Genomic DNA, 26,697 nt, shown 5'->3' with positions numbered 1-26,697 from the left:
GGGCGCCGCACGTGCTGGAAACGCTCCGGAGGCCGTGTTCCCCCGTGCCCACCCCAGGAACATCATCCGGCCCCGGATGGACACGATCACCCCTCGCCCGGTCCAGCGGCTCCTGACCGGCTCGCCTCCCAGGAGGGTCATCATGGCCGTCCGGCAGAGCGGCGCATGCCCTGTGGGAGCTCTCCGGACCGAGAGGAACGCCAGCAGCCCGGCTCTCCGGCCCCGTGGCGCGTGGCCGAGGAACGCCGCTCGCCCCAGGACGGACACCGTGGCCATCCGGCTCGAAAGCGGCCCCGGAAGTGGCATCGTCATCCCCTGTTTCGTTCGTCGGCGGTTTGCCGGTGAGGTGTCCGGTGCCACCGGGTGGGTGGGCGGCGTGATCGTTCCGATCGCCGGAGACCGGCCGGACGGGGCGGGAGCCCCGTGCGTTCGGTGAGGCAGGACGGCAGGTGTCGGCGAACCAGCGGACGAGCTCCGGATCAGGACGGCCACGGCGGATCCGCCTGACGGCGGCCTCGGCGCCGACGGTGGCGACGAGACGGCCGACCACGGGGTCGCCGGGCTCCGCCACCCGCATCAGCGTGACTCGTGCGAGACGGTCGTTCATCGTGCCTCCCCAAGCCACAGGCCGAGCGCCGCGTTGGTCTCGGTGACCTCGGGCGTGTTCTTTCCCGCGAGATCGGTGAGCGTCCAGGCGACCCTGAGCGTTCGATCGAGCCCCCGGGCGCTCAGCTCTCCGCTGTCGAGACAGCGGAGCAGCGGGGCCATCGCCTTCGAGGCCGGACGGTAGCCGGTGTGCAGCGCCTGGGCCGACACCTCCGCGTTGCACCGCCACGGCGTGCCCGCGAACCGTTTCGCGGCCCGTTCTCGGGCGGCCAGGACCCGCTCGGCCACCACCCGGCTCGGCTCGATGAACCGGCGGTCGGCGAGAAGTTCGCGGCGGCTTGAACGGTGCAGTGTGATCTTGATGTCGACGCGGTCGAGCAGTGGGCCGGAGAGCCTGGAAAGGTAACGCCTGCGGGCCATAGGGGTGCAGCGACACGGGTCGGCGGGCCCCGAGGGACGCGCGCACGGACACTGGTTGGCCGCGAGAATCAGGATGAACCGCGCGGGGAACGTCACCGAGCCCATCGCCCTGGACACCGTCACGGTGCCGGACTCAAGCGGCTGCCTGAGAGAGTCGAGAACGGTCGCCGGGTATTCGGGGGCCTCGTCGAGGAAGAGGACCCCTCGGTGGGCGAGCGAGACCGCGCCCGGCCGGATCGCCCCGCTGCCTCCGCCGATGACGGCCGCCACGGTCGCGGTGTGGTGGGGCGCGACGAACGGCGGCCGGACCAGCAGGGGGCGATCCTCGGGCAGCGCCCCGGCGACGGAGTGGATGGCGGTCACCTCCAGGGCCTGCTCGCGCTCCAGGTGGGGAAGCAGGGTGGGCAGGCGCTCGGCGAGCATCGTCTTGCCGGTGCCCGGAGGCCCCAGCATCCAGAGGTTGTGCCCGCCCGCGGCGCAGACCTCAAGCGCGCGGCGGGCGAAGGGCTGACCGGCCACGTCGCCCATGTCGGGGGTGCCCGCTCTCCGCTCGGTCGCGGAGGAGGCCCACGGCCGTACGGACTCGCCGGTCCTGTCCGGGGCGGGGTCGAGGGTCGCGGGCACGTTGGTCTGGTCGTCGTCGCGCAACCAGTCGACCAGCCGGCTCAGGGTGGAGACGGGGACCACCGTCACACCGGGCACGAGTGCGGCCTCGGCGGCGTTGCGGGACGGGACGACGACGGTGCGGGCACCGGCCGCGGCGGCGGCCAGCACGGCGGGCAGCACTCCCCGCAGGGGTCTCAGTGAGCCGTCCAGGCCGAGCTCGCCCAGGAAGAACGGGTCGGCGACCCGCGCCACGGGCACGACTCCGGCCGCGGCCAGCAACGCGACGGCGATGGCGAGGTCGAACATGCTGCCCCGTTTGGGGAGACTGGCGGGGAACAGGCTGATGGTGATGCGGGCGTCCGGCCAGGTGTGGCGGCTGTTGACCACGGCGGAGCGGACCCGGTCGCGGGCCTCGCTGAGCGCGGTGTCCAGCATGCCGATGAGATGCGTGCCCGCGACGCCACTGCCCACGTCGGCCTCGACGTCGACGGGATGACCGGTCACTCCGAGCAGGGCGACGCACCGGGTGCGCGCGACGGTCACTTCTCACACCCCCTGTGATGGTTTGAGGGACATTCAGCACATCCCTCGTTCGTGACGGATGGTGAAGGCTCCGGCGAACCGTTCGAGGGCGACGACGTCGACACGGATCGCGTCGAACCGTTCGGACGGGGCGCACCGCTCGTTCCGCCATTTGGCGATGAGTCTGCGCAGGCGGGCGACCTTCTCCTCGGTCACCGCCTCGAAGGCCGTGCCGTGGGTGCGCCCGGAACGGGTCTTCACCTCGACCGCGACGAGCGTGTGGTCCTCGCGGGCGACCACGTCGATCTCTCCGTCGGAACATCGCCAGTTGCGGTCGAGAACCCGCATGCCACGGGTCAGCAGGTAGGCGACGGCGAGTTGCTCGCCGTGCCTGCCGAGATCGTCCTTCGCGGCCATGGAAACCACCTCCGGTCCCAGACCTTCGCGCAGCTCTCCCCGCCCGCGCGGGACCGAATCCGGTTCTGTGGAAAACGGCACGCGGACCGGCCGGCCTGTGGAAAACCCATGCGGGAGACGACCCCGGGCGGTGTCCAGAGCCAGAACCCGCCGAAGGCCCGCGGATGGAAAGGCGAAGTGCGAGGCTTCGTCGCATGTGTGAGGAGAGAGAAGAGGTCGTCGAGGACCTCGTGCGGAGGCTGGGCGCCGAGGTAGGGGTCGAGCTGCCGCCTTTGCGGGTCACCGGCGCGGAGCCGGTGCTGCCGTCCGTCTTCCACGTCGACACGGCGGCCGCGGTCTCCGTCGGGGCCGCGACCGCCGCGGCGGCCGGTCTCGGGGGAGGTACGGGGGCGGAGGTGGACGTCCGTGAGGCGGCGGTCGCCTTCCTGGACGAGCGCCACTTCATGATCGACGGAGTTCGTCCCGCCGGGTGGGCGGCGCTCTCCGGCGACTACCGGACCGTCGACGGGTGGGTCCGGCTGCACTGCAACTTCGACCACCACAGGGACGCGGCCCTGGCCGCGCTCGGGCTGCCCACCGGCGCGGACGGCGAGGCCGTCGCCAGGGCGTGCGCGGGCCGTACCGCCTTCGAGGTCGAGGAGGTGGTCACGGCCGAGGGGGGATGCGCGGCCATGATGCGCAGCCGCGCCGGGTGGCGCGCACATCCCCAGAGGGCGGCGGTCGCGCGCTCGCCGCTCGTCGGCCTGACCGGGATCGGCGACGGTCCGGTACGGGTACCGGGCGGGTCGAGGGACAGGCCCTTGGACGGGGTGCGGGTGCTGGACCTGACACGGGTGATCGCCGGGCCGGTGGCCACCCGCACGCTCGCCGCCCACGGGGCGCGGGTGCTCAGGGTGGGGGCCGGGCACCTGCCGGAGGTGCCGGGACTGGTGGTCGGCACCGCTTTCGGCAAGCGCTCCTGCCACCTCGACCTGAGGACCGCGCGGGGGGCCGCGACGTTGCGTGACCTGGTCGCCGGGGCGGACGTGTTCGTGCAGTCCTACCGGCCGGGCGCGCTGGAGGCGCTGGGCTTCGGCCCGGAGGAACTGGCCGGGATCAGGCCGGGCATCGTGTGCGTCGATCTCTCCGCCTACGGCGCGCACGGCCCGTGGGCGGGCAGGCGGGGCTTCGACAGCCTGGTCCAGATGGTGTGCGGTATCGCCCACGAGGGTGGCGGCGGGGCCGGGCCGCGCCCGCTTCCCGCGCAGGCGCTCGACCACGCCACGGGCTATCTGGCCGCCTTCGGCGCGATGGCCGCCCTGACGCGCCGTTCGCGGGAGGGCGGCTCCTGGCGGGTCGAGGTGTCGCTGGCCAGGACCGCGCTGTGGCTCGACTCGCTCGGCCGCGCCGAGGCGGAGAACGTCACAGGGGAGGGGCCGCGGATCGCCGACCTGCTGAGCGAGATGGACAGCCCGTTCGGGAGGCTCACCTACGTCAGGCCGCCGGGGAGCGTCGACGGCGCCCGGCCGTACTGGGCGAGCCCGCCGCCGGGACAGGGGGAGCATCCGCCCGCCTGGTGGTGAGCGGTCCGATCGGAACCCCCGGCGGAGACCCCGGATGACAACGCCAGATGAGGGGATGGTCCAGGGACGAGTGCATCCTGCGCGGGGGGAGGGATGGCGTGGAGACACGGGCGAGGCTGCGCCGTACGCTCTCGGTCCGAGACCTGATCGTCTACGGGCTGCTGTTCATCGGGCCGCTGGCCCCGGTCGGTGTGTTCGGGGTGCTCGACGCGAGGAGCGCGGGGGCGGTCGGGCTCGTCTACGTCATCGCCACAGTGGCCATGGCCTTCACCGCTCTGTCGTACGCCGAGATGTCACGGGTCGTGCCGCGGGCCGGATCGGTGTTCGCCTACGCCTCGGCGGGGCTCGGCCCGGCGGCCGGGTTCCTCGCGGGCTGGTTGATCATGCTCGACTACCTGCTCATCCCCAGCGTGGCCTACCTGTTCTCCGGGATCGCGCTGCACGCGCTCTTCCCCGCCGTCCCCGCCTGGGCCTTCACCGCGCTGGCCTTCGCCGTGACCACCGCGCTCAACGTCTCGGGAGTACGGCTGGCCGCCCGGGTCGGCCTGGTCGTGCTGCTGGCCGAGATCGTGGTGATGGCGCTCTTCGTGGTGATGGCCGTGGCCGTGCTGGTCGCCGAGGGACCGGTCAGGCCGTGGGCGTCGCCGTTCACCGGGGTCGGCGGGACCACGACCACCCTGGTGATCGGGGCCGTCTCGGTCGCGGTGCTGTCCTTCCTGGGCTTCGACGCCATCGCCTCGTTCGCGGAGGAGACCACCGGTGACTCGCGCCAGGTCGGCAGGGCGGTACTGCTCTGCCTGGGGGTCGCGGGAGCGCTGTTCGTGCTGCAGACCTTCCTGGCCGGGCTGCTGGCCCCGATGAGCCCGGCGGAGCTGGCCGCTGACCCCGCCACGCAGGGCACGGCCTTCTACGACGTGGTCGAGCGGTCGGTCGCCCCCTGGCTGGCGGGCCTGATGAAGGTGGCCAAGGCGGTCGGGCCCGCGTTCGCCGCGATGACCGCGGTGGCCGCGGCCGGGCGGCTGCTGTACGGCATGGCCAGGGACGGCGGCCTGCCCCGGGCGCTCTCGACGGTCGATCCGGGCTCCGGGACGCCACGGGCGGCGCTGCTCAGCGCGGGGGCGGTGACGCTGGTCGTCTCGGTCTGGGCGGCGAGCAGGCCGGACGGCCTTGACGTGCTGGTCTCCGTGGTGGACATCGGGGCGTTGGCGGCGTTCACGATGCTGCACGGCTCCGTGATCGGATACTTCAGGGTTCGCCGGGGGAGCCATGACCTGTGGCGGCACCTGGTCGTGCCGGTCGCGGGCGGCCTCGTCGCGATCTGGATCATCATCCTGGCCGCTCCGCTCGCCAAGGTCGCCGGGCTCGTCTGGCTGGTCACCGGGGTCATCGTGTTCGCGGTGCGGAGGAACGGCCGAGGGGGGAGAGCCAGATCCACGGGATCGTGAGCGCGACCCCGGCCGCGCCGATCCACAGGACGGGTCGCAGCCCGAGCACCTGGCCGAGCAGGCCGCCCGCGATGCCGCCGAAGGCCAGCACGCCCTGGACGGCGAAGGCGTTGGTCGCGTTGACCCGGCCCCGCAGGTTGGCGGGGGTCTCCCGCAGGACCACGGCACCGAAGCAGACGGAGAAGGCGATGACGGCCGCGCCGCTGACCAGCCCGCCGGCGGCCAGGGCCAGGAAGGCGGCCCATGTGGACCCCGAGGCGGTCGCCGTGATCACGTAGTCGAACGGGAAGGCGATGACGGCGCACGCGATCACCCGGTGCTCGCCGTACTTCGCGGTCAGGCGCGGGATGAGGGCCGTGGCCGCCAGGCCGCCGACACCGAAGCTGGCGGTGAGCAGGCCGATCAGCCCCGCGGGCAGGTGAAGCTCGGAGAGTACGTAGATCACGAACACCGCCGTGTAGGCGGCCCCGAAGAAGTTGACGACGATCCCGCAGCCGCAGAGCGTCCTGAGCACGGGGTTGCCGGTGACCGCTCGCAGACCCTCGTTGATCTCGGCCAACAGACCGCGAGGGGGAGCCGGAACGTGATCCTCGGGGGTTCTGATCGACCGGACGAGGAACGCCGAGGCCAGGAAGGAGAACGCGTCGGCGACGATCGCGAACGGCGCGGTGAACAGCTGGACGAGCAGTCCGGCGAGGCCGGGGCCGCAGACGGAGGCGAGGGAGAAGACCGAGTGCAGGCCCGCGAGCGCCTCGGTCCGCTGCCTTTCGTCGACCACCACGGCCAGGTGGGGGAAGTTCGCCGCGCGGAAGAGTGTGGTGCCGGTGCCGACGACGAACGCCGCCGCGATCAGCCACGGCACCGTCAGCAGCCCGGCGAACCAGGCGAGAGGGATCGTGGCCATGGCCATCGCCGAGGCCGCCTCGCAGGCGACCATGACCGGCCTGTGCCTCCTGAGCCGGTCGGCGAGGGCCCCCGCCTGTAGCCCGAACATCAGGGACGGCAGCGAAGAGGCGGCGGTGAGCAGACCCATCTGGACCGGGGAGGCGCCGAGCAGGGCGGCGGCGGTCAGCGGCACGGCCAGCTTGGAGATCTCGGTGCCGATCTCGGAGACAGCGCGAGAGGACAGCAGCAACCGGTAGTCGCGCTGGGCACGCAACGGGACGGTCTGGAACACGGAGGGCCACCTTTGGGGGAGCAGGTGTGAAGGGAATGCTTCACAATTATGAAGGTAGTCCTTCATAGATGTGAAGGCAATCCTTCACATCGAATGGTGGGTACGGTTTGCACATGACCCAGGAACGTGAGCCGCTCACCGATCCCGTGGCGATGCGCGCCCTCGCCCACCCCGCGCGGCTGGCGATCCTGAACCGGATCCAGGTCGAGGGGCCCGCCACCGCGACCGAGGTCGCCGAGGTCGTCGGGATCACCCCGAGCGCGGCCAGCTACCACCTGCGCATGCTCGCCAAGTACGGCTTCGCCGAGGACGCGCCCCCCAGGGGCGACGGCAGGGAACGGCTCTGGCGCAGCTCCTCCAGGACGATGTCCGTCACGCGGAAGCCGGAAGACGGTCCCGAGGTGCGAACGGCCAAGGACCTGCTGATCAAGGTCATGCGCGACCAGGCCGCGGAGGAGGCCGCCCGCGCCCTGTCGGCGCTGGACCGGGAGCCGAGGCACTGGCTTGAGGCGACGGTGTTCTCCCGCACGATCCTGCTGGTCGACTCGGAGGAGCTGGGGGAGCTCGGCCGGCGGATCGACGAGCTGCTCGCCCCCTACCGGCTCACCGCGCGCAGCCGGGACGAGGCCCCCGCGGACGCCAGGGTCGCCGAGGCACAGGTCAACCTCTTCCCCCGGGCCGTACGGCGGCCGCACGGCCTTCCCCGCGACGCGTGAGGGGCCGCCGACGCGCCGAGGTCAGCGGGATGTCCGGCTGAGGGTACAATTTTCGATGGCCTGTGTCTCACGGGCCGACTTCGCATGCCCCATCAGGAACCACATCCATCGGTCCGGGTGAGAACCCGGCTGGAGACGGTTCGGAGCATCAGGGCGACGGTCGCGGACCGTCGCGTCAACCGAGAACAGCGCCCAGAGACGGGCGCTCCGACCTGGAGGACAATCACATGTCCACCCCCGTCGTCACCATGCGGCAGCTGCTTGAGAGCGGCGTCCACTTCGGTCACCAGACCCGTCGCTGGAACCCGAAGATGAAGCGCTTCATCTTCACCGAGCGCAACGGCATCTACATCATCGACCTGCAGAAGTCGCTGTCCTACATCGACAGGGCCTACGACTTCGTCAAGGAGACCGTCGCGCACGGCGGCACGATCATGTTCATCGGCACGAAGAAGCAGGCGCAGGAGGCCATCGCCGAGCAGGCCGCCCGCGTCGGCATGCCGTACGTCAACCAGCGCTGGCTGGGTGGCATGCTCACCAACTTCTCCACCGTGCACAAGAGGCTCCAGCGTCTGAAGGAGCTTGAGGAGCTCGACTTCGACAACGTCGCGGGCTCGGGGCTCACCAAGAAGGAGCTCCTCATGCGCCGTCGTGAGAAGGAGAAGCTGGAGCGCACCCTCGGCGGCATCCGTGACATGTCCCGCGTGCCCAGCGCGGTGTGGGTCGTGGACACCAAGAAGGAGCACATCGGGATCAGCGAGGCCCGCAAGCTCAACATCCCGGTCGTCGCGATCCTCGACACCAACTGCGACCCGGACGAGGTCGACTACCCGATCCCGGGTAACGACGACGCCATCCGCGCCGTCGGTCTGCTGACCCGCGTCGTCGCCGACGCCGTCGCCGCCGGCCTCATGGCCCGCGCGGGCGCCAACCGTGGCGACGACAAGCCGGCCGTCGCCGGTGGCGCCGAGCCGCTGGCCGAGTGGGAGCAGGAGCTGCTCGCGGGCGCCGAGGCCACCGCCCCGGCTGAGGCCGCTCCGGCCGCCGAGGTCACCGAGACCGCTGAGGACGCCGAGACCGCTGAGGCCACCGAGGTCGAGGCCGAGGCCGCCGCCCCGGCCGCCGAGGACGCCGAGGACGCCGACAAGCAGGCCTAGGCCCACCTCGTACGGCCCGGCCGTACGACCCGCAAGGCTCTTTCACGGGTGGGTGCGCCAGCGCGGGGCACCCACCCGATCCACGACGATTCCCACGAGGAAGAAGACAATGGCTTCCGTGAACATGGCCGACGTCAAGCGGCTTCGTGAGCTGACCGCCGCCGGCATGATGGACTGTAAGAAGGCTCTTGAGGAGTCCGAGGGCGACTTCGACCGCGCCGTCGAGCTCCTGCGTCTCAAGGGCGCCAAGGACGTCGGCAAGCGCGAGGCCCGCACCGCCTCCAACGGCCTGATCGCCCTCAAGCAGGACGGCGACTCCGCCGCCGCGCTGCTCGAGCTCAACTGCGAGACCGACTTCGTCGCCAAGGGTGAGCGCTTCCAGGAGCTCGCGGCCCAGGTCGTCGAGCACATCCTGGCCACCAAGCCGGCCGACGTGCCCGCCCTGCTCGACTCCGAGCTCGGTGGCAAGTCCGTCAAGGAGCAGCTGGACGAGGCCAACGCCGCGCTCGGCGAGAAGATCGAGATCCGTAGGTTCGCGGTGCTCGAGGGCGGCTTCATCGGCGCCTACATGCACAAGACCGACCCGCAGCTGCCCCCGGCGGTCGGCGTGCTGGTCCAGCTCGACACGGCCAACGCCGAGGTCGCCAAGGACATCGCGCAGCACGCCGCCGCGATGGCTCCGAAGTACCTCGACTCCGCCGCGGTCCCCGCGGACGTCATCGAGAAGGAGCGCGCGCTCTTCGAGGAGATGACCCGCGAGGAGGGCAAGCCCGAGGCCGCCATCGGCAAGATCGTCGATGGCCGCATCAACGGCTGGTACAAGGACTTCACCCTGCTTGAGCAGGCTTTCGTCAAGGACAACAAGAAGTCCGTCGGCAAGTTCGCCACCGAGAACGGCGTTCAGGTCCAGGCCTTCGTCCGCTACAAGGTGGGCCAGGCTTAAGCTTGACCCAGCTTCTCTCACCAGAGCGTTAGAACAACGAGGAGGCCGCCGCCGTGCAGGAGAAATCAGACCCCGCTACGTCGGCGGTTTCGTCGTACGCGGGCCCGCTTCGCTGGAAACGCGTCATGTTGAAACTCTCCGGTGAGGCGTTCGCCGGGGGTGAGGCGCTGGGCATCGACCCCCGCGTCGTCGGGCAGCTGGCCGACTCGATCGCCGAGGCGGTCCACGAGGGCGTCCAGGTCTCGGTCGTGGTCGGCGGCGGCAACATGTTCCGCGGCGCGGCGATGTCCGAGCGTGGCATGGACCGGGCCAGGGCCGACTACATGGGCATGCTCGGTACGGTCATCAACTGCCTGGCCCTCCAGGACTTCCTGGAGAAGCGCGGCATCGACACCCGCGTTCAGACGGCGATCACCATGCAGCAGGTCGCCGAGCCCTTCCTGCCCCGCCGCGCCATTCGCCACCTGGAGAAGGGGCGCGTGGTGATCTTCGGGGCCGGGCTCGGCTCGCCGTTCTTCTCGACCGACACCTGCGCCGCCCAGCGCGCGCTCGAGGTCGGCGCCCAGGCACTGCTCAAGGGAACCCAGGTGGACGGTGTCTACGACGCCGACCCCAGGAAGAACCCCGACGCCGTCAGGTTCGACCACCTCGAATATGGTGAGGTGCTGACCCGCGGTCTCGGCGTCATGGACGCCACCGCCATCAGCCTCTGCATGGACAACGGCCTGCCCATCGTGGTCTTCGACCTCATGGGCGAGGGCAACATCCTGCGGGCCGTACGCGGTGAGAAGATCGGCACGCTGGTGAGCCCGGCAGGGAAATAGGGAACGAGCCCGGCGGAGCGAGCGGAGCGGTGGGCGACGAAGGAGTCTCCCGTGAAGTGAGTGAGTCGGGTGAGTGACCTGGAGGTAGGGAACGAGCCCGGCGGAGCGAGCGGAGCGGTGGGCGACGAGAACGCCTGGTGCGAAGTGAGTGAGTCGGGTCGGTGACCCGGAAGACGGGGAGCGAGCCTGACCGCGGTGAGCGGAGCGGAAGGCGGCACCGGCCATATGGAGGAACCCCTCCGGATGGTACGGCGTTCCGCGAAGCGGGTGTGGAATGGTGAGTGACCGAGAAGGCAGGAGCCGCTGTGATTGACGAAACTCTCTTCGAAGCCGAAGAAAAGATGGAGAAGGCCGTGGCCGTGGCGAAGGACGACTTCGCCGGCATCCGCACGGGCCGGGTCACCCCGTCGATGTTCAACAAGATCAGCGCTGAGTACTACGGCGCCCTCACGCCCATTCAGCAGCTGGCCTCGTTCCACGTCCCCGAGGCCCGTATGGTCGTGATCCAGCCCTTCGACAAGGGCTCGATGGCGGCGATCGAGAAGGCGATCCGCAACTCCGACCTCGGCGTCAACCCGGGCAACGACGGTCAGGTCATCCGGGTTGCCTTCCCCGAGCTCTCCGAGGAGCGCCGCAAGGAGTACATCAAGGTCGCCCGCACCAAGGCGGAGCAGTCCCGGGTGTCCGTCCGTAACATCCGCCGTCACGCCAAGGAGACCCTCGACAAGATGGTCAAGGACGGTGACGCGGGCGAGGACGAGGTGCGTCGCGCCGAGAAGGAGCTCGACGACCTCACCCAGAGGCACGTCGCCAAGATCGATGAGCTGCTCAAGCACAAGGAAGCCGAGCTGCTCGAAGTCTGAGCCTGTGATCCTTGTCCCGCCCGGCCTTCCGCGCGGGACAAGGATTTTTCGCATGAGAGTAGGGCCTCGTGGAACCTGCGACGGGCGGTAGCCGTACCGGCCGGAATCTCCCCGTCGCGATCGCGGTGGGTGCCGGTCTGGGAGCGGTCATCATCGCCTCCCTCTATTTCGTCGAGTGGCTCTTCCTCGCCGTGGTGATCGCGGCGGTGGGCATCGGCGTGACGGAGCTCGTCAAGTCGTTCGCGGCCAGGGACGTCAACGTCCCGGTGGTCCCGGTCCTGGCCGGGATGGCCGTCATGGTCTGCGGCGCCTACTGGGGCGGGAGGGACGGGCCCGCGTGGCTCGTCGGCGCCTTCGCGATGACCGTGCTCGTGCTGATGATCTGGCGGATGTTCCAGGGCACGGAGGGCTACGTCCGCGACATCTCCGCGACCCTGCTGGTGACCGTCTACCCGTCGTTGCTGGCCGGGTTCGTCGGGCTTCTTCTCGCCGGTGACCAGGGGCCGGACCGGGTGGTCGTCTTCGTCGCGACCACGGCCGCCAGCGACATCGGCGGTTACTTCGCGGGCATCCTGTTCGGCAGGCACAAGATGTCGCCGCGGATCAGCCCGAAGAAGACCTGGGAGGGGCTGGCAGGCTCCGCGCTGGCCTGCATGGCCGTCGGTGGTTGGCTGGTCGCGTGGCTGCTCGACGGTGCCGTGTGGAAGGGCGTGCTGATCGGCGCGGTCGCGGTCGCCTTCGCCACGCTGGGAGACCTCGTCGAGTCGGTGATCAAGCGGGACCTCGGCGTCAAGGACATGGGCAGTGTCCTGCCGGGTCACGGCGGCCTGATGGACCGCCTCGACTCGTTGCTGGCCGCGTTGATCCCGATCTGGGCGCTGCTGACGCTGCTGGTGTGAGCCTCAGGTCCCGGTGATCCGGGCGGAGGAGAGACGGGGTAGGAGCGCCCGGTGGCCCTCCTCGCCGACCAGGTCGAGTTCCTCGGCGGTGATCGGGACCAGCCACAGCCACTCGACGTCGTCCCCGCCGAAGGCGAAACCCGATAAGTCGGGCAGGCCGGGCAGGCCGCTCAGCATGATGACGCCCCCGTAGGGGGAGCCGAGCGGGAAGGTCTCGGGGCGGTGGTACCACCGGGCGGTGTGGCCGTGTCCCAGCCAGGTGACCGAGTGCCAGGGGTACTGGGCCAGCCACAGGAAGAGCCTGGCGGCCTCACGCGGGTCGCCGGGGGTGGCGACGGCGAGTTCGATCCTGGTGCGGGCCTGGGGCCGTTCGACGTACTGCTCGACGGTCGGCATCGGCTGGCAGCTCATCCCGACCGTGGACAGGACGGTGTACTCGCGTTGCCCCTCGGGAGGCCGTTCCGTGATGCCGACCGCAGGCAGCCGGTCGCCTCCGGCGTCCCAGAACCTGCCCGCCGTGCCCACCGTCCTGTCCAGGTGGCCCATCACGAACTGCTGGAACGTCGCCCAGGCCCCCTCACCCGTCCGCCAGTCCCAGTAGGCGCGGGCCCTGGCCAGCCTGGGGGCCAGCCCCTCCAGGGCCTCCTCAAGCGACCAGGCGAACGGGAACTCTCCGACGGCGTCGAAGGAGTAGCCCGGCATGCCGCGGCTCATGTCGGCCCAGCCAGGAATGACCGCCAGCAACTCGTCGTTCTCGTACAGGGCGACGCCGTCGCCCTCCTCGAACCACAGCGCCCGTAGCCTGCCCAGCGGCGCCCTGCCGTCGGGGTGCCCGGTGTTCGCCCTGGGCGCCACCGGGGGAAGCCCGGATTCGGGACGGGACGGGTCGAAGGCCTCGGGGGCGCGGCCGTGGTTGGCCAGCCACACCGCTCCGTGAACCGTGCCGTGAGGCCCGCGCAGGTAAGCTACCGAGGAGGTCTCGTCGCGTTCGACCACCAGGGTGCGGCTCCCGTAGGGATTGACGTCGGTGAACACGACCTCGACGTCGTCTCCCCGCTCGCCCGTGGAGCGGATTGTCGCCATACCTCCGGACTCTAGATCAGGGGCGAGCACCGCTTCCGAAGTATTCGCGTAACCGTCGAGAGAAGGCTTTGCACCGTGTCCACTGCCAGCCAGAGCCAGAGCCGGACCCCCGCTCCCGGCCAGCTCACCTTCGTGGCGCCCCGCCGGGCGAAGCCCGCCCGTCACCTGGCCGATCTGACCATGGCCGAGCGCAAGGCCGCGGTCACGGAGCTCGGTGAGAAGGCGTTCCGTGCGGACCAGCTCTCCCGGCACTACTTCGAGAAGCTCAACGGCGACCCGGCCCTCATGACGGACCTGCCCGCCGCGGCCAGGGAGAAGCTCGCCACCGCGCTGTTCCCGAAGCTGCTGACGTCGGTCAGGGAGCTGACGACCGACAGGGGCACGACCCGTAAGACGCTGTGGCGGCTGTTCGACGGAGCGCTGGTCGAGTCCGTCCTGATGCGCTACCCGGACCGGACGACCATCTGTGTCTCCTCACAGGCGGGCTGCGGGATGAACTGCCCGTTCTGCGCGACGGGCCAGGCGGGTCTGACCCGTAACATGTCCACCGCCGAGATCGTCGAGCAGGTGGTCGCGGGAGCCAGGGCTCTCGCCTCCGGCGAGGTTCCGGGAGGGCCGGGCCGGATCAGCAACGTCGTCTTCATGGGCATGGGCGAGCCGCTGGCCAACTACAAGGCCGTGATCGGGGCCGTGCGCAGGCTGGTCGAGCCCGCCCCCTCGGGGCTGGGCATCTCGGCGCGCGGGGTCACGGTCTCGACCGTCGGACTGGTCCCGGCGATCGGCAAGCTCGCCGAGGAGGGGCTGCCGGTGACGCTGGCGCTGTCGCTGCACGCCCCGGACGACGAACTGCGCGACACCCTGGTGCCGATCAACACCCGCTGGAAGGTGGCCGAGGTCCTCGACGCCGCCTGGAAGTACGCGGCGAAGACCAAGCGCCGGGTCTCGATCGAGTACGCGCTGATCAAGGACATCAACGACCAGGAGTGGCGGGCCGACCTGCTCGGCAAGCTGGTCAGGAACAAGCTCGTGCACGTCAACCTGATCCCGCTCAACCCCACCCCGGGCTCGAAGTGGACCGCCTCCCGTCCGGAGGACGAGCAGGCCTTCGTCCGCCGCCTGGAGTTCCACGGCGTCCCGGTGACGGTCCGCGACACCAGGGGCCGCGAGATCGACGGAGCCTGCGGCCAGCTCGCCGCCGCCGAATAACCGTCGAACGGCCACCGAGCAGCCCGGAACGACCCTTCCCGGCCCTACGGCCAGGCCCCCCGGCCGCCGCCCGCCGTACCGGCCCGCCCCCGCATCCGGCGCCCCCCGCCGCGCCCGGTCCTCGCCGTCACGCCTTGACACGCCGAAGGGCGGCGTCCGTCAGGGGCGGGAGCGGCGCAGTCTGAGGTAGGCCAGCACGCCCGCCGCGGACCACAGGAGTGTCGCGGCGGCTATCGGGAGCAGGACCTCGTCGAGCCTGCCCGAGTTGGTCGCCCGCATCCACGGCATGATCGGCACCAGGAAGGAACCGATCGGAGTGAGGCTGAGCAGCAGCATGGCCGTGTAGCCGCCGAACAGGGCCACCAGGGAGGTGGCGGGGGAGGGCAGGATCGGGGCACTGGCGAGCGCGCCGAGCGCGATGCCGACGCACACCCCGAGCAGGTGGAGCCCGACGCCGCGCGCCAGGTCGCCCGGCGCGGGCAGGACGCCGAAGCGGATGATCAGGGGGGCCACGATCGCGATCGCCGCCAGGCCGAGGTTGACGGCGAAGGCGGCGACCAGGCCCGAGGCGACCTCCCGGCCGGGGTTTCCCGCCGCCGTCATCGAGATCAGCCGCTGGGTCGGCGGCTCGGTGTCGAGCAGGCTCCTGGCGGCCCAGGCGAAGACGACGATGAGCAGCGCGGCCGAGTCGCTGTAGCTTGGGAGGGCGGGCCCCGGCGACGAGTAGAAGATCGCCAGCATCGCGAACAGGGCGATCACCGGCTGGAGCAGGCGGTGCGACCGGGTGTAGGCGGCCAGCTTGAAACGGACGAGGGGGATCATCTGGCCTTCCTGGGCGTTGAGGCCGCCTTCGGGTGGGGGAGAACGCCGTACGTAGTGATCATGTGGCTCGTATGGCCGGGCCCGATGCCAGGAGGACGTGACGCGGAGGAGGTCACAGGGCCCGCCTGGTCGTGTAGCCGTCGGCGTGGAGCTTCTGTTCGACCTCGTCGGCCTCCGCGGCGTCGACGAGCACCTCGATCACGACCTGCTTGGGGCGCTCGCCCGTCTGGGTGGTCACCGTACCGCCCGCGACCAGCCAGTGGTCGGCGCCGGGGAAGTTCTCCAGCTGGTTCTGGTGGTCGCTCACCACGACCGTCCCGCCGTTCGCGGCGATCTCGCCGATCATGGCGGGCAGTTCGCCCCGGGTGTGCGCGTCGAGCCCGGCGAAGGGCTCGTCCAGGATGAGCAGGTCCGGCGGGTCCAGCAGCGACTGGATGAGCCCGATCTTCTGGGCGCTGCCCTTCGACAGGTCGCCGAGGGGCTGTTCGAGCAGGTGCGTCGCCTCAAGCCGTTCGGCGAGGCGTCCTATGGCCTCGGGGGAGACCCCCCGGATCTCGGCCATGTGGGTCAGGTAGGCGATGACGGTGAACGGCTGGCCGATGGGGAAGACGTCGGGGGCGTAGCCGACGACGCGGGGCCGTTGGGCGACGGTGCCCTTGGAGGGCGGGACGATCCCGGCCAGCAGGCGCAGCAGGGTGGACTTGCCGGCTCCGTTCTTGCCGGTGACCTCGATGACGGAGCCGGGCCGTAGCGTGAGGTCGATGTCCCGCAGCACCCACGGACCGCGTCGCGAGTATCTGAAGGACACCTTGGAGAGCCGCATGCCTGGTACCACTTTCGTGATCACCCGTTTCCGTCGCTGAGGCGCGCGTGTGGTCGCGGGGGAAACGCTAGCAATTAGGAAATAAAGTTAACAGAAAGCGCGGCGGGTCAGCGGGTTCCCCAGGAATAGGTCTGCTTGTGGAGCTTGAGGAAGACGAATGTCTCCGTTCCCCGGACCGCGGGAATGGCGCGGATCTTGCCCAGGATCTCCAGCAGGTGCTGGTCGCTCTCGCAGACCGCCTCGACCATGATGTCCATCGCGCCCGCGGTCAGCACGACGTAGTCGAGCTCGGCGATGAGGGACAGCTCCTGGGCCACCGCCTCCAGGTCGCCCTCGCACTTGATGCCGATCAGGGCCTGGCGGGAGAAGCCGAGGGTCAGCGGGTCGGTGACCGCGACGATCTGCATGACGCCGCCGTCGATCAGGCGCTGGACCCGCTGGCGCACCGCGGCCTCGGACAGGCCGACCGCCTTGCCGATCGCCGCGTACGGTTTGCGCCCGTCCGCCTGTAACTGCTCGATGATCTTCTTTGAGATCTCGTCGAGGACGACGGTGCCGGGTCTGGCGTCGTTCTCGCGGCGTGCCTTGGACGGGGTCGTCATGCGCGCTCCCTGAGACGTCCTGATGCGTGTGTGGCGCCGGTGTTCTCGCGGCTCTGGTGCGACATCGTGTCAGTTATTACGTCTCTGTCAAGCGATTTCGTAGCAATTTGATATCTTAACAACGAAATCCCTTGTCGAGGGTCTTCTCCTCTGTAAGAGTCTCGACGACTCAGCTCGAAAGAACTAGGAGGTCAACGGTGACCACCCCGGTTGAGAACCGTGAATCCGCCCGGCTGCGCAACTACGTCGACGGTGAGCTCGTGGACGCCAGAAGCGGCAGGTTCTCCGACGTCGTCGACCCCTGCACCGGGGAAGCCTACCTTCAGGCCCCGGTCTCCGGAGCCGAGGACGTCGACGCCGCCTACGCCGCCGCAACCGCCGCCTTCGAGTCCTGGAGCCAGACCACCCCGGGCGAGCGCGCCGGTCTGCTGCTCAAGGTCGCGGACGCGATCGAGGCCAGGGCGGATGAGCTGAACGAGGCCGAGTGCCGCAACACCGGCAAGCCGCTCGCCCGCATGGCCGAGGACGAGACCCCGGTGGCCGCCGACCACTTCCGGTTCTTCGCGGGCGCCGCGCGCACGCTTGAGGGGCCGACGTCGGGTGAGTTCCTCGCCGACCACACCTCCGTGATCAGGCACGAGCCGATCGGCGTCGTCGGCCAGGTCACGCCGTGGAACTACCCGCTGATGATGGCGGTGTGGAAGATCGCACCCGCGCTCGCCGCGGGCAACACCGTGGTGCTCAAGCCCTCCGACACCACCCCGGTCTCCACCGTCAAGCTCGCCGAGATCATCGGTGAGATCCTGCCGAAGGGCGTCTTCAACGTCGTCGTCGGCGACCGCGAGACCGGCGCGCTGGTCGTCGGCCACCCGTCGGCCCAGATGGTCGCGATCACCGGTTCCGTCGGCGCGGGCATGGCCGTGGCCAGGTCGGCGGCCGACGACCTCAAGCGGGTCCACCTCGAACTGGGCGGCAAGGCCCCCGTGGTGGTCTTCGACGACGTCAAGGACCTCAAGGCCGCCGCCGAGGCCATCGCGACCGCCGGGCTGTACAACGCGGGTCAGGACTGCACCGCGGCCTGCCGGGTGCTGGTCCAGGAGGACGTCCACGACGCCTTCGTCGCGGCGCTCACCGAGGCCGCGGCCGCGACCGTCACCGGTGACCTGTCCGTCGAGGACGCCCTGTACGGCCCGCTCAACAACGCCGCCCAGCTGGAGCGGGTCGCCGGCTTCCTTGAGCGCGTCCCCGGGCACGCCAAGGTGCTGACCGGCGGCGAGCGGGTCGGCGAGCGGGGTTACTTCTTCGCCCCGACCGTCGTCGACGGCCTGCGCCAGGACGACGAGATGGTGCAGAACGAGGTCTTCGGCCCGGTCATCACGGTGCAGACCTTCTCCGACGAGGCCGACGCGGTCGCCAAGGCCAACGGTGTCAGGTACGGCCTGTCCAGCTCGGTCTGGACCTCCGACCACGGCCGGGCGATGCGGGTCTCCAGGAGGCTGGACTTCGGCGTCGTGTGGGTCAACACCCACATCCCGTTCGTCTCGGAGATGCCGCACGGAGGGTTCAAGCACTCCGGATACGGTAAGGACCTGTCGGTTTTCGGCCTTCACGACTACCTTCGCGTAAAGCACGTCATGCACTACATCGGCGAGTAGCCGCAGACAGAGAGATTAAGCCTGGTATGACCGAAATCCAGGCGGGCTCAGCAGAGGAGGGGACGGCCGCGGCCGTCCCCTCCTCCCCCCAGGTGCCCGCCATCGAGCTCTCCGGAGTCGTCAAGGAGTACCTCGCCCAGGGTGAGGTCGTCCAGGCGGTCAAAGGGGTCACACTGAGCATCGCAGGAGGCGAGTTCTTCTCCCTCCTGGGCCCCTCGGGCTGCGGCAAGACGACGACCATGCGGATGATCGCCGGGTTCGAGGATCCCTCACGCGGCACGGTCAGGCTGCACGGCCAGGACGTCACCGGGGTGCCGCCGAACAGGCGCGACGTGAACATGGTCTTCCAGTCCTACGCGCTGTTCCCGCACATGAACGTCTGGGAGAACGTCGCCTTCGGCCTGCGACGCAGGAAGGTCGCCCAGGCCGAGATCAAACGGCGCGTCGGGGAGATGCTGGAGATCGTCGACCTCACCGGGCGGGAGAGGCGCCGCCCCAGGGAGATGTCCGGCGGCCAGCAGCAGCGCGTCGCCCTGGCCCGGGCCCTGGTCAACAACCCCCGCGCGCTCCTGCTCGACGAACCGCTCGGCGCCCTGGACCTCAAGCTCCGCCAGGCCATGCAGATCGAGCTCAAGCGCATTCAGCGCGAGGTCGGCATCACCTTCGTCTACGTCACCCACGACCAGAGCGAGGCGCTCACCATGAGCGACCGCATCGCCGTCATGAACGACGGCCTGGTCGAGCAGCTCGCCCCGCCCCGCGAGATCTACGAGCGTCCGGCCACCGCGTTCGTCGCGGGCTTCATCGGCACCTCCAACCTCCTCGACGGCGTCGTCGAGGAGACGGGCGCCGGGCGGGCCGTACTGCGGGCCGGACACGGAGGGCGCGTCCTGGTCGAGGGGGACGCCCACGTCACGGGGGACCGCGTCGCGGTCACCGTGCGCCCGGAGAAGATCACGATCTCCGCCGAGGAGCCGGAGGGCGACCTCAGCGCGGTGCGCGGCACCGTTTCCGAGGTCGTCTACCTGGGGCTCTACAACAGCTACACGGTGCGCCTCGCCGACGGCGCCGAGATCACCGTCTTCCAGCAGAACGCGCTCGACAGCACGAGCACGGCCGAGCGTGGCGAGGCCGTCTGGTTGTCGTGGCAGGCACGCCACTCGTACGTGATCGGAAGTTGACGTTGACCACAGCCATGGACCCCCGCTCCAACCCCGCGCTGCTGCGGGGCCTGACGCAAAACCGCTCGGTCACCCGCCGCGACGCCCTGCGTCTGGCCGGGCTCTCGGCCGCCGGGCTCGCCCTGGCCGGTTGCGGCATCCAGGGCAAGAAGCCCGTGGCCACGCCGAAGAAGGACGCGGTCGCCGACTTCTGGACCGGTAAGAAGCGCAACGGGACGATGCGGTTCGCCAACTGGCCGCTGTACATCGACAAGGACGGCAAGAGGTATCCGTCGCTGGAGATGTTCACCGCCGACACCGGGATCAAGGTCTCCTACCAGGAGGTCATCCAGGAGATCCCGTCCTTCTTCGGCAAGATCCAGCCGCTGCTCGCCGCGGGCAACGACATCGGCCACGACCTGATGGTGCTGACCAACGGCATCCACCTCGGCCGGGCCATCCAGCTCGACTACCTGGCCCCGCTGGACCACTCCAAGCTGCCCAACTTCGCCGCCAACGCCGCGCAGAAGGTCAAGAACCCGACGTGGGACCCGGGCAACGCCCACACGATCCCGTGGACGGTCGGGCTGACCGGCATCGCCTACAACCCCAAGTACGTCGACGAGGTCAAGAGCGTCGAGGACCTCTGGAACCCCAAGTACAAGGGCAAGGTCGGCATGATGACCGACAGCGAGGAGATCGCCAACGTCGGGCTGTTCTCCCTGGGCATCGACCCCGACACGTCGACGGAGGCAGACTGGCGCAAGGCGGCCGAGCGGCTCCAGGCGCAGCGCGACGCGGGGCTGGTGCGCAAGTACTACGAGAACGACTACGTGGACGCGCTCGCCAGGGGCGACGTGTGGATCACCATGGCCTGGTCGGGCGACATCTTCCAGCAGGTCGCCGAGGGCAAGGATCTCAAGTTCGTGGTCCCCCAGGAGGGCGGCACGATCTGGACCGACAACATGTGCATCCCCAGGACCGCGCAGAACCCGGTGGACGCGCTGACGTACATGGACTACGTCTACCAGCCCAAGATCGCGACGACCCTGGTCGAGGCCATCAACTACATCACGCCGGTCCCGGCGACCAAGGACCTGGTCCTCGCCGACGCGGCCAAGCAGTCCGGTGAGGACAAGGCGGCGCTCGAACAGCTGGCGAACAGCCCGATGATCTACCCCTCGGACGCCGACATGGCCAGGCTGCGTTCCTACGTGACGCTCGACGGGGCCAAGGAGAAGACCTTCGAGTCCATCTTCCAGCCGATCACCCAGGGTTGACGGAGGGCCCCGGTGAAGCGCCTCGCCCCCTACCTGCTCATCCTGCCGGGCGGTCTGTGGTTACTGATCTTCCTGGTGGTGCCGATGGTCTTCATGGCCTCGGTCTCCACCCAGGAGGGCGACATCCTGAACGGCTTCGTCCAGACCTTCGACTTCTCCGTGTACGGCGACGCCCTGACGCGCTACCGGACGCAGTTCCTGCGCTCGGTCGGGTACGGCCTCGTGGGCACGGCCATCTCCATCGCGATGGCCTATCCGGTGGCGTACTGGATCGCCTTCAGGGGCGGTTCCCGCAAGTCCACCTACCTGCTGCTGGTGCTGCTGCCGTTCTTCGTGTCGTTCGTGCTGCGCACGGTCTCGTGGAAGTTCCTGCTGGCCGACGACGGCCTGCTGCTGTCGCCGTTGAAGGCGATGGGCCTGGTGGCCCAGGACTTCCACGTCCTGCAGACCACGGTCGCGGTGATCGGCGGCCTGGTCTACAACTACCTGCCGTTCATGATCCTGCCGATCTACGTGGCGCTCGAACGGATCGACCCCCGGGTGGTCGAGGCGGCCCAGGACCTCTACGCGGCCAGGAGCCAGGCCTTCACGAAGGTCGTGCTGCCGCTCTCGCTGCCCGGGGTCTTCGCCGGGGTGCTGATGACGTTCGTCCCGATGACCGCCGACTACGTCAACGCCGGGATCCTCGGCGGCCCGGCCAACACGATGATCGGCAACATCATCCAGACCGAGTATCTCGTCAACGCCGACTATCCGACCGCGGCGGCGCTGTCGTTCACGCTGATGGCGGTGATGCTGGTCGGCATCTTCGCCTACGCCAGGGCGCTGGGCACCGAGAACGTGCTTGAGGCGGCGGCCCGATGAGCGCACCGGAGATCACGAGGCCCAGGGTCAGGTTCGGCGAGCGGCTGCTGTGGGGTTACGTCTGGCTGGTCATCGCCTGGCTTTTCCTGCCGATCGTGGTCATGATCGTCTTCGGGTTCAACGACACCGCGAGCAAGTCGAACGTCACCTGGCAGGGCTTCACCCTCAGGTGGTGGGGCAGGCTGGGCGACTATCCCGAGCTGATCGGGGCCGTGGGCAACTCGCTGAAGGTCGCCCTGCTCGCCACGCTGATCACCACGGTGATCGGCACGCTCATGGGGCTGGCGCTCGGCCGTTACCGCTTCCGCGGGCAGGGCGCGACCAACCTGGCGCTGTTCGCCGCGATCGCCTCACCCGAGCTCGTCATGGGCGCCTCGTTGCTGTCGCTGTTCGTCAGCGCCGGAGTGGACACCGGGTTCTGGACCGTGGTCGTGGCGCACGTGCTGTTCTCGCTGTCGTTCGTGGCCATCACGGTGCGGGCCAGGGTGATCGGGCTCGACAGATCGGTCGAGGAGGCGGCCAGGGACCTGGGCGCCTCCACCTGGACCACCTTCTGGCGGGTGACGTTCCCGATGATCCTGCCCGGCGTCGTCTCCGGCGCGCTGCTGGCCTTCGCGCTGTCCATCGACGACTTCGTGATCACCCAGTTCACCAGCGGGGCCATGGAGACGTTCCCGCTGTGGATCTGGGGGGCCACCAGGATCGGCATCCCGCCGCAGGTCAACATCCTGGGGACGCTTATATTCGCGGTAGGCGTCGTGATCGCCGTGGTCAACACGGTGACCGCCCGCCGCCGCACTTGACCGTCGCCTGAGCCCGTGCCACCGCCGGTGGCACGGGCTCAGGCGCATCAGGATCCTCGACAGAGAACAGGGAGGCGAGATCGGACTCAGGCGGGGGGAACCCGCGCGTGGCCCCCAAGGCCCCGCGACACACACAAAGACTCTTTGACTCACCGTAGGGAAGTGAGATTTGTGGATCCGCTGAAGGCTCTTGCTGACGCGGAGCGCAAGCCGTACTGGCTCGACAGTCCGGCGAAACCTGAGCCGCTGCCGCGGCTCTTCGGAAACACGACCGCCGGGCTCGCGGTGGTCGGAGGCGGCTTCTCAGGGCTGTGGACGGCCCTGATGGCCAAGGAACGGGACCCGTCGCTGGACGTCGTCCTGCTGGAGGGAAAGAAGATCGGCTGGGCGGCGTCCGGCCGTAACGGCGGATTCGCCATGGCGACGCTCACCCACGGCATCGCCAACGGCCTTGAGCGCTGGCCGGAGGAGATCGCCCTCCTCGAACACATGGGACTGACCAACCTCGACGAACTCGGCGAGACGGTCGCCAGGTACGGCATCGACTGCGGCTACGAGCGGACCGGGGAGCTGCACGTGGCCACTGAGCCGTGGCAGCTCGCGGAGATGCACCAGAGCGTCGAGGTCGCCAGGGAGCTGGGTGTCCGTTTCGACGTCCTCGACCAGGACCAGGTCAGGGCGGAGGTGAACTCGCCCACCTATGTGGGAGGCCACTGGGAGCGCGACGGCTGCGCCATGCTCGACCCCGCCCGGCTGGCCTGGGGCCTCAGACAGGCCTGTCTCTCGCTGGGCGTGCGCGTCCACGAGCGCACGCCGGTCAGGCACATGCGGGACGCCGGGACGCACATGGAGCTGCTCACCCCGCACGGCACGGTCAGGGCCGGGAAGGTGGCGCTCGGCACCGGGGTGTTCCAGCCGCTGCTACGCAGGCTGAAGCACTTCCTGGTGCCGGTCTACGACTACGCGCTGATGACCGAGCCCCTGTCGGAGGAACAGCTGGCCTCGGTCGGCTGGCACAACCGGCAGGGTGTCGGCGACTCGGCCAACCAGTTCCACTACTACCGGCTGACCTCGGACAACCGCATCCTCTGGGGCGGCTACGACGCGGTCTACTACAACGGCGGGAGGATCAAGCCGGAGTACGAGCAGCGTGACGAGACCTTCGTCAAGCTGGCCGAGCACTTCTTCACGACCTTCCCGCAGCTGTCGGGGCTGCGTTTCACCCACCGGTGGGGCGGCGTCATCGACACCTGCAGCCGTTTCAGCGCCTTCTACGGCACCGCGCACGGCGGACGCCTGGCCTACGCCGCCGGGTACACCGGCATGGGGGTCGGCGCGACCAGGTTCGGGGCGAACGTCATGCTCGACCTGCTCGGCGGCGAATCGACCGAGCGGACCGAGCTGCGGATGGTCAGGGAGAAGCCGTTGCCGTTCCCGCCGGAGCCGGTCCGCTCCGCCGGGATCCAGATGACGCGCTGGTCGATCGCCCAGGCCGACCTTCACCAGGGCCGTCGCAACCTCTGGCTGCGCACCCTGGACAAGATGGGTCTCGGGTTCGACTCCTAGCCGTCGTCCCCGGCCCTCGGCGCGCACGACCGAGGGCCGGGGACGTTCGCGGAGCCGTACAGTCTGGGGGCATGAGCGAGAGGGTTGAGTTCGAGGCCGACGGGATCACGCTCGTCGGCGACCTGCGCGTGCCCGAGGGGCCGGGACCGGGGACGGGGCCGCGTCCGGCGCTGGTGCTGACCGGGCCGTTCACCGGGACACGCGGCCAGGTCACCGGCCGCTACGCCGAGGCGCTGACCGGGGCCGGCTACGTGACGCTGGCCTTCGACCACCGCAACTGGGGCGAGTCGGGCGGCACGCCGCGCGGGCACGAGGATCCGCAGGGCAAGCTGCGAGACCTGCGGGCCGCGGTCTCGCTGCTGCGCTCACGTCCCGAGGTGGACGGCGGCCGGATCGGCGCGGTCGGGATCTGCCTCGGCGCGGGTTACGCGCTCAGGTTCGCCGCCCTCGACCCCCGGGTCGGGGCCTTCGCGGGCATCGCGGGGTCCTACGGCAATCCGTACGGCGCGCGCGCCACGATGGGGGCGGGTTACCGGGAGGCGCTGGCCCGCCACGCCGAGGTCATGGAGCGTCAGGACCGGGGCGGGGAGGTGGAGTACCTGCCCGCCGTGGCGCAGGAGGGCGAGGCGGCCATGCCGGGGCCGGAGCCGTTCGGCTACTACGGCACAGGGCGGGGCGCCTGCCCGCACTGGCGCAACCGGGTCACCAGGGCCTCCCTGGGTGAGCTGCTCACCGTGGACGACATGACCGGCGCCGACTTCCTGTCCCCGACGCCGGGTCTGGTCGTGCACGGGGTGGTCGACCGGATGAGCTCCCCGGAGGGCGCCGAGGAGGTCCACCGGCGGATGGAGGGGCCCAAGCGACTCGTCTGGGTGGACGCCCGGCGGCACACCGACCTCTACGACGTCGAGCCCTGCGTCTCCCGGGCGGTCGAGGCCACGGTGGAGTTCCTCGCCGAACACCTCTGAGGGCGACATATCCGGATTTGTCGGTCTGGAGATCGCCCCAGCGAGGGAGGGGCTACATAGATCGATGTAGCGGACGGATGGGTCCGCGCGACGATGTCCCGCGGGCCCGGGACGGCGATCGTTGAAGGGTGACGACGCGACGCATCGACGTGCTCGACGTGCTCAGGGGCATCGCCATCATGGGCACGCTCGGCACCAACATCTGGATCTTCACCGACCCCCTGGGGCCGGCCGGGGTCATGGACGCGCTTTCCGGGAGCGGGACGGCCGAGATCTTCCTGCACTTCCTGGCCAACGGCAAGTTCCTGGCCCTGCTCAGCCTGCTGTTCGGGGTGGGCATGGAGCTGCAGTACCGCTCCGCCGTACGGCGTGGCGTCACCTGGCCCGGCCGGTACCTGTGGCGGGCGGCGCTGCTGTTCGTCGAGGGACTGCTCCACTACGTGCTGATCTTCGAGTTCGACGTGCTCATGGGCTACGCCGTGGTCTCGGTCCTGGTGGCCTTCCTCATCGGCAGGAGCGACCGGGTGGTCAAGGCCTGGATGATCGCGACGGGGACGGTGTTCACCGCCGTGATCGGCCTGGTCACCCTCGCCCTCCTGTACGGCGTCGCCGGTCTGTCCTCCGGGGCCGCGCCGTCGAGACGGTTCGCCGAGGGCGGCTACCTCGACCAGGTCACCGCCAGGATCGTCAACATGGGCACCTACCGCTTCGAGGCCGTGTTCATCGTCCCGCTGGGCGTCGTGCTGTTCCTGCTCGGCTCCCGCCTGGTGCGGGCGGGGGTCTTCGAGGACTCGGAGCGCGGCGTCGTCCTGCGGCGCAGGCTGATGGTCCTCGGGCTCGGCGTCGGCGTGCCGCTGAACCTGCTGACGGCCTTCTCGGGAGAGGGCTGGTTCCTGGTCGACCGCTACCTGCTGCCGCCGCTGGTCGCGCTCGGCCTGCTGGGACTGGTGACGGCGGTCGCGCTCAGGGCGGGGGACGTTCAGGGCCGGATGCGCCGGGGGCTGACGGCCGTCGGCAGGACGGCGCTGAGCTGTTACGTCTTCCAGAACCTGGCGGGGGCGGTGCTCTGCTACGGCTGGGGGCTGGGCCTGGCCACGCGGTTCGAGGAACTGCGGCCGTGGTGGACGGTCGGTGCCTGGGCGGCCATCTGCGCGGCGTTCATGGCGCTGGCCACGCTGTGGCTGCGCCGTTTCGAGCGGGGACCACTCGAAATCCTCTGGCAGCGGGCGTATCTGATGCCATGGCGCCCGGCCCGGGAAACGACGGTGACAGATGATAAAATAACGGACAATTCGCCTCAGGGTTAGGGTCCGGTTTGCAGAAGAGGGTCGTCGGCACGGTCGCCTCCCTTCTGTTCGTACTGCTCACCGTCATCCACGCGCCGCTCCAGGCGCACCACGGGCTGCGCCACGAACCAGGCGTCGCCGTGGCCCTGGCGAGCGGCGCGATCCTGCCCCCGGCCTCGCCGTACAAGGCGGGGCACGGCCTGCCTCCGCCCACGATCCGGCACGCCGGTCCGGCACGGGTGGTGTGGCTGCGCCCCCGGCCGCCCGTCGCCGTCGTCACGCGGGCCGTGCGCGGCCCGTCCGAACCCCGGGCACCTCCGTCCGGCGATCTCTGACGCACCAGATCGAGATCGTCCGACGGAGGTTTTTTCATGTTCTACGAATGCGCTTTCACCATGCCCGGAATCAGGCCGGAAGGAGGC

The 26,697-nt window shown here is 69.9% G+C and carries 25 protein-coding genes; 18 read left to right on the top strand and 7 right to left on the bottom strand.

Going from position 1 to position 26,697, the window contains the following annotated elements; all coding sequences use genetic code 11:
- Nucleotides 1-603: 603 nt before the first annotated feature.
- Together ACFYY8_RS00275 and ACFYY8_RS00270 are read right to left on the bottom strand one after the other, a co-directional pair.
- The gene (locus ACFYY8_RS00275; protein WP_390035612.1) at nt 604-2,175 is read right to left on the bottom strand and encodes a YifB family Mg chelatase-like AAA ATPase; all 1,572 of its coding nucleotides are present in this window, start codon (nt 2,173-2,175) and stop codon (nt 604-606) included.
- 33 nt (nt 2,176-2,208) lie between these two features.
- Complete coding sequence (locus tag ACFYY8_RS00270) at nt 2,209-2,571, bottom strand: YraN family protein (RefSeq protein ID WP_352009521.1); 363 nt, start codon at nt 2,569-2,571, stop codon at nt 2,209-2,211.
- 194 nt (nt 2,572-2,765) lie between these two features.
- On the opposite strand from ACFYY8_RS00270, the gene ACFYY8_RS00265 reads away from it, so the two are divergent.
- Nucleotides 2,766-4,133: a CoA transferase gene (locus ACFYY8_RS00265; protein ID WP_390035610.1), complete on the top strand. Its 1,368-nt coding sequence runs from the start codon at nt 2,766-2,768 to the stop codon at nt 4,131-4,133.
- A 98-nt stretch (nt 4,134-4,231) separates the two neighbouring features.
- Entirely contained in the window at nt 4,232-5,578 is a 1,347-nt protein-coding gene (locus ACFYY8_RS00260; protein ID WP_390035608.1) for an APC family permease, read from the top strand.
- Here the strand turns inward: ACFYY8_RS00260 and ACFYY8_RS00255 are convergent.
- Nucleotides 5,517-6,755 carry an MFS transporter gene (locus ACFYY8_RS00255; protein ID WP_390035606.1) on the bottom strand — a complete coding sequence of 413 codons (1,239 nt, stop codon included), beginning with the start codon at nt 6,753-6,755 and terminating at the stop codon, nt 5,517-5,519. The genes ACFYY8_RS00260 and ACFYY8_RS00255 overlap by 62 nt on opposite strands.
- A gap of 113 nt (nt 6,756-6,868) precedes the next feature.
- Between ACFYY8_RS00255 and ACFYY8_RS00250 the strand changes: the two genes are divergently transcribed.
- From ACFYY8_RS00250 to ACFYY8_RS00225, 6 genes are all read left to right on the top strand, one after another.
- A complete protein-coding gene (locus ACFYY8_RS00250; protein ID WP_390035604.1) occupies nt 6,869-7,471 on the top strand; it encodes an ArsR/SmtB family transcription factor in 603 nt (200 codons plus the stop codon).
- A gap of 227 nt (nt 7,472-7,698) precedes the next feature.
- Nucleotides 7,699-8,628 (top strand): 30S ribosomal protein S2, encoded by a 930-nt coding sequence (rpsB, locus tag ACFYY8_RS00245; protein ID WP_390035602.1) that lies wholly within the window; start codon nt 7,699-7,701, stop codon nt 8,626-8,628.
- Nucleotides 8,629-8,737: 109 nt separating this feature from the next.
- Complete coding sequence (tsf, locus tag ACFYY8_RS00240; protein WP_390035600.1) at nt 8,738-9,571, top strand: translation elongation factor Ts; 834 nt, start codon at nt 8,738-8,740, stop codon at nt 9,569-9,571.
- Between the two features lie 125 nt (nt 9,572-9,696).
- On the top strand, nt 9,697-10,395 hold the full coding sequence (gene pyrH / locus ACFYY8_RS00235; RefSeq protein WP_390035598.1) for a UMP kinase: 699 nt from the start codon (nt 9,697-9,699) through the stop codon (nt 10,393-10,395).
- Nucleotides 10,396-10,700: 305 nt separating this feature from the next.
- Nucleotides 10,701-11,258 carry a ribosome recycling factor gene (gene frr / locus ACFYY8_RS00230; RefSeq protein ID WP_352009513.1) on the top strand — a complete coding sequence of 186 codons (558 nt, stop codon included), beginning with the start codon at nt 10,701-10,703 and terminating at the stop codon, nt 11,256-11,258.
- Between the two features lie 68 nt (nt 11,259-11,326).
- Nucleotides 11,327-12,157 (top strand): phosphatidate cytidylyltransferase, encoded by an 831-nt coding sequence (locus ACFYY8_RS00225; protein WP_390035595.1) that lies wholly within the window; start codon nt 11,327-11,329, stop codon nt 12,155-12,157.
- A gap of 3 nt (nt 12,158-12,160) precedes the next feature.
- Here ACFYY8_RS00225 and ACFYY8_RS00220 read toward each other — a convergent pair whose 3' ends face one another.
- Nucleotides 12,161-13,240, bottom strand: coding sequence for a suppressor of fused domain protein (locus ACFYY8_RS00220; protein ID WP_390035593.1), 1,080 nt, complete (start codon nt 13,238-13,240; stop codon nt 12,161-12,163).
- A gap of 75 nt (nt 13,241-13,315) precedes the next feature.
- On the opposite strand from ACFYY8_RS00220, the gene rlmN reads away from it, so the two are divergent.
- The gene (rlmN, locus tag ACFYY8_RS00215; protein WP_390035590.1) at nt 13,316-14,446 is read left to right on the top strand and encodes a 23S rRNA (adenine(2503)-C(2))-methyltransferase RlmN; all 1,131 of its coding nucleotides are present in this window, start codon (nt 13,316-13,318) and stop codon (nt 14,444-14,446) included.
- A gap of 159 nt (nt 14,447-14,605) precedes the next feature.
- On the opposite strand, the gene ACFYY8_RS00210 is transcribed toward rlmN, so the two are convergent.
- The 3 genes from ACFYY8_RS00210 to ACFYY8_RS00200 form a co-directional block, all read right to left on the bottom strand.
- A complete protein-coding gene (locus ACFYY8_RS00210) occupies nt 14,606-15,268 on the bottom strand; it encodes a hypothetical protein (protein ID WP_390035588.1) in 663 nt (220 codons plus the stop codon).
- A 112-nt stretch (nt 15,269-15,380) separates the two neighbouring features.
- The gene (locus tag ACFYY8_RS00205) at nt 15,381-16,091 is read right to left on the bottom strand and encodes an ATP-binding cassette domain-containing protein (protein ID WP_390035586.1); all 711 of its coding nucleotides are present in this window, start codon (nt 16,089-16,091) and stop codon (nt 15,381-15,383) included.
- A 107-nt stretch (nt 16,092-16,198) separates the two neighbouring features.
- The gene (locus ACFYY8_RS00200; RefSeq protein ID WP_352009507.1) at nt 16,199-16,693 is read right to left on the bottom strand and encodes an Lrp/AsnC family transcriptional regulator; all 495 of its coding nucleotides are present in this window, start codon (nt 16,691-16,693) and stop codon (nt 16,199-16,201) included.
- 197 nt (nt 16,694-16,890) lie between these two features.
- On the opposite strand from ACFYY8_RS00200, the gene ACFYY8_RS00195 reads away from it, so the two are divergent.
- The 9 genes from ACFYY8_RS00195 to ACFYY8_RS00155 all read left to right on the top strand — a co-directional run bounded on the left by ACFYY8_RS00195 (nt 16,891) and on the right by ACFYY8_RS00155 (nt 26,610).
- Nucleotides 16,891-18,348, top strand: a complete 1,458-nt coding sequence (locus tag ACFYY8_RS00195; RefSeq protein ID WP_390035584.1) for a gamma-aminobutyraldehyde dehydrogenase — start codon at nt 16,891-16,893, stop codon at nt 18,346-18,348.
- A 26-nt stretch (nt 18,349-18,374) separates the two neighbouring features.
- Nucleotides 18,375-19,529 (top strand): ABC transporter ATP-binding protein, encoded by a 1,155-nt coding sequence (locus ACFYY8_RS00190; RefSeq protein ID WP_390035582.1) that lies wholly within the window; start codon nt 18,375-18,377, stop codon nt 19,527-19,529.
- A gap of 14 nt (nt 19,530-19,543) precedes the next feature.
- The gene (locus ACFYY8_RS00185) at nt 19,544-20,788 is read left to right on the top strand and encodes a spermidine/putrescine ABC transporter substrate-binding protein (RefSeq protein ID WP_390036903.1); all 1,245 of its coding nucleotides are present in this window, start codon (nt 19,544-19,546) and stop codon (nt 20,786-20,788) included.
- Nucleotides 20,789-20,800: 12 nt separating this feature from the next.
- The gene (locus tag ACFYY8_RS00180; protein WP_390035580.1) at nt 20,801-21,652 is read left to right on the top strand and encodes an ABC transporter permease; all 852 of its coding nucleotides are present in this window, start codon (nt 20,801-20,803) and stop codon (nt 21,650-21,652) included.
- Nucleotides 21,649-22,455 carry an ABC transporter permease gene (locus tag ACFYY8_RS00175; RefSeq protein ID WP_390035578.1) on the top strand — a complete coding sequence of 269 codons (807 nt, stop codon included), beginning with the start codon at nt 21,649-21,651 and terminating at the stop codon, nt 22,453-22,455. The genes ACFYY8_RS00180 and ACFYY8_RS00175 overlap by 4 nt, the downstream gene beginning before the upstream one ends.
- A 171-nt stretch (nt 22,456-22,626) precedes the next feature.
- On the top strand, nt 22,627-24,021 hold the full coding sequence (locus tag ACFYY8_RS00170) for an NAD(P)/FAD-dependent oxidoreductase (protein ID WP_390036901.1): 1,395 nt from the start codon (nt 22,627-22,629) through the stop codon (nt 24,019-24,021).
- Between the two features lie 71 nt (nt 24,022-24,092).
- On the top strand, nt 24,093-24,989 hold the full coding sequence (locus tag ACFYY8_RS00165; protein WP_390035575.1) for an alpha/beta hydrolase: 897 nt from the start codon (nt 24,093-24,095) through the stop codon (nt 24,987-24,989).
- Between the two features lie 128 nt (nt 24,990-25,117).
- Nucleotides 25,118-26,296: a DUF418 domain-containing protein gene (locus ACFYY8_RS00160; RefSeq protein WP_390035571.1), complete on the top strand. Its 1,179-nt coding sequence runs from the start codon at nt 25,118-25,120 to the stop codon at nt 26,294-26,296.
- A gap of 8 nt (nt 26,297-26,304) precedes the next feature.
- A complete protein-coding gene (locus ACFYY8_RS00155; RefSeq protein WP_390035569.1) occupies nt 26,305-26,610 on the top strand; it encodes a hypothetical protein in 306 nt (101 codons plus the stop codon).
- Nucleotides 26,611-26,697: the final 87 nt, after the last annotated feature.

The sequence above is a fragment of the Streptosporangium sp. NPDC001559 genome (assembly GCF_042893955.1).
In the GTDB taxonomy this organism is placed as follows: domain Bacteria; phylum Actinomycetota; class Actinomycetes; order Streptosporangiales; family Streptosporangiaceae; genus Streptosporangium.
Note: the sequence above shows the minus strand (reverse complement) of the source record. Positions and strands in the feature narration are given on the sequence as shown.